We start from the raw sequence: 2,743 nt of genomic DNA, 5'->3' as shown, positions 1-2,743 counted from the left end.
AATCATATTCGCATCGTAAATAGGGACAGACTTCAAGAAATGCTATAACTTTTTTCAATACTCCGTTTGCATATTATTGACATAGGTCAAGGTTTTTTGTCGGCTTTCTTTATACAATAGCTCTATAACTTTTACTATATTGTTTGTTTAATAATAAATTAATAATAGGAGGTTGTAAGTCTTTGGATACAAGAAAGCGTTATATCTTGTATTTGGGTCGAATAAGGCGTTGTCGCTGATGTTTCGATACGAAGCGACATAGAATATCAAAGGAGGAAATGTGAAAAAGAGTAATTTCCTAAAGTACGCGGCACTTTTAGCTTTCGTCGTCGCCATCGGCTTTTTTGCCTATATGGTACATGCGTCTAAAGCGTTGTCGTATCTCTCCAGCGATCCCAAAGCCTGTATCAACTGTCACGTCATGAACACGCAATACGCGACATGGCAACACAGTTCACATGCTGGGAGGGCTGGGTGTATCGATTGTCACTTACCACGCGATAATATGGTTAACAAATACATTGCCAAAGCGCGCGATGGGTATAACCACAGTGTAGCATTTACGTTCAATACGTACAAAAATGCGATTAAAATCAGTGACGATGGTGCGAAGAGAGTTCAGGAGAATTGTATTTCGTGTCATGCAAGTTTAACCTCACAAATGGTTAAAAATGCGGATGCCAATCACAATTATGACGATCCAAGCGTCGCTACGGGTAGACGTTGTTGGGAGTGTCATAAGGGCGTGCCACACGGCAAAGTAAGAGGTCTTACCACGACACCGAATAATTTGGGTGTTAAAGAAGTCCAATAGCTTTATTTTTAAAGCGCAATAAAAAGAGTTCTGCCTCAAAGAGGCAAGATTCAGTGTATAGCGCAGCGTAGCTTTGAGAGCTTTGCTTTTAAAGCGTGTAAAAATAGAAAAGGAGAAATGATGATGAAGTTCAAATTGTTACTGGTCGGCTCATTGGTTGCTATCGGTGCGATGGCGTTACTTGCTAACAGTATTAACGAAAAAGAAAAACAAAGAGTCGAACTTGCTACGGCTCCAAGTGCTGCGGGTGTTCAAGGAAAAGAGAAGAGCGAAGAGTGGGCAAAATACTATCCTCGCCAATTCGATGCATGGAAAAAGACAAAAGAGTTTGATACGTTTAACGACATGTTAGCCAAAGATCCTGCTTTAGCAATTGTATGGGCAGGATATTCTTTTTCACAAGAGCCACTTGCAAATTCAACCAAGCAGCCAAGCCAATATCTTCTAAGCTCAATTTTCTAACTTTTTAAAAAACTGATTTTAGCCATTGCTTGTAATTTTACAGTTTTTTTGGCTGATTTACTTTAATTTACCATTTATAACTGCGTGCTTAATGGTTTAGGTTTGAATTTGGGACGATTTTTTCTAACTTTTACCTGTAAAATCAAGTCACCATTTTTAAACTCTGATGGATACAGATACAGAGTATCCCAAAGGCTAAAACAGAGGCTACTTTTGTAGCTCCTTGATAATAGATTGTATTGCATCCAAAGTCTTCTTTAAGATATTTATTGACTCTCTCAACCATACTTCTTTGGTTGTAGTGATGGATATCTGAAGATTGTGGAAGATTGAAATATTCAAACTTCTTTTTCTCATCTTCTGCGAGTTGTATTTTGTCTCTTAAGGCTTGTGAATTTTTAGGGTTTATGTCTATAATTGGACGGTGTCCATGTTTTTGTGAAAACTCTCTAATAATATCAGCATCATATCCGGCATCTTGCAAGTCATAAAGATAATTTACTCTTTTGCTTGTCTCTTGTATCAAAGGGAGTGCTACTGAAGAATCATGAACATTCGCACTTGAGTAAAATGCAGTTATGGGTATATCACCATCTACTGCGCTAATATGAAGTTTACCGCCTATCCACACTTCACGGTTGCCTTTGGAGTTTTGCTTCACACCTACACCGCATTGAGTCGAGACAAGCGACAACATCTCCTCTACTGTTTGCATATCTTTTTGTTGTTTTAGTATTGTCGGCTTAATAGGTTCTCTTGTTTCACCTTTTTTTGGTCTGCCTCGTTTTAACTTTGGTTTTTCTTCTTCTTTTTCAGCCTTAAGAGGTTTTTCTCTTAGTGGTATCTTAGTAGCATCGCTGGCATTATAGAGAAATACAGTATCGGACAAATACTCTTTGACAAACTGTTCATGAGTCTTCTGGGCAATTTGCAGTTCGCTAAGCTCTTTAAAAACTCTACTAAATTTCGATTCGCTTGGAATATCACTCTTGTATCTCCACCCACATAATACTCTGAGGGTTCTATCGTTTTTGAGCCTATCGATCAAATCTCTTGTTGTTTGCATATTATAAACACTTTTAGCTATGAAGGCTCGTGCAATCTCTTCTCTATGCTTTGGAGTGTTTGTAATAGATACTACTGTTATATTTTTCTCAATCTGTGCAAAGTCCAATATCTTTATAAGCTTCTGTTCTTTATGGGATAACTCTTCCAATCTAAGCTCCTCTTTTAAAATTGGAAATAAAGAGGATTCAAGGTTTAAAATTCGCAACAACATTTTTGATAATCCAGAGGAAGCATTTTTAAAAGAAAATTTTGGTAAGATACCCATTTAAAGCCTATTTGATTGATGTTTTGTATTATTTTTGTGGTAAAAAATTATAACATTTACATGATTTCAAAAGGCTTTTTAAAATTTAAATTAGCTTAAATTATGGGTTGTTTGTGGGAATCTGCAAGTGGCTC

Annotated in this window: 3 protein-coding genes; 2 read left to right on the top strand and 1 reads right to left on the bottom strand. The window is 37.0% G+C overall.

The annotated features are described in order from the left end of the window. Positions 1–280 precede the first annotated feature (280 nt). Both nrfH and OA34_RS13150 read left to right on the top strand, forming a co-directional pair. Entirely contained in the window at positions 281–814 is a 534-nt protein-coding gene (gene nrfH, locus OA34_RS13155; RefSeq protein ID WP_039676157.1) for a cytochrome c nitrite reductase small subunit, read from the top strand. A gap of 120 nt (positions 815–934) precedes the next feature. Then, on the top strand, positions 935–1,276 hold the full coding sequence (locus OA34_RS13150) for an ammonia-forming cytochrome c nitrite reductase subunit c552 (RefSeq protein ID WP_039676155.1): 342 nt from the start codon (positions 935–937) through the stop codon (positions 1,274–1,276). Between the two features lie 142 nt (positions 1,277–1,418). Here the strand turns inward: OA34_RS13150 and OA34_RS13145 are convergent, their stop codons facing one another. After that, positions 1,419–2,609 (bottom strand): transposase, encoded by a 1,191-nt coding sequence (locus tag OA34_RS13145; RefSeq protein ID WP_286683063.1) that lies wholly within the window; start codon positions 2,607–2,609, stop codon positions 1,419–1,421. Positions 2,610–2,743 lie beyond the last annotated feature (134 nt).

Origin of the sequence: Sulfurospirillum sp. MES (assembly GCF_000789415.1) — a bacterium.
Classification (GTDB): Bacteria; Campylobacterota; Campylobacteria; order Campylobacterales; family Sulfurospirillaceae; genus Sulfurospirillum; species Sulfurospirillum cavolei.
The sequence above is the reverse complement of the archived record's forward strand: the minus strand, read 5'-3'. Positions and strand labels throughout refer to the sequence as shown.

Excerpts from the sequence above, each read along its gene's own strand:
- OA34_RS13145 (WP_286683063.1), bottom strand. The coding sequence starts at position 2,609 with ATGGGTATCTTACCAAAATTTTCTTTTAAAAATGCTTCCTCTGGATTA.
- OA34_RS13150 (WP_039676155.1), top strand. The coding sequence starts at position 935 with ATGATGAAGTTCAAATTGTTACTGGTCGGCTCATTGGTTGCTATCGGT.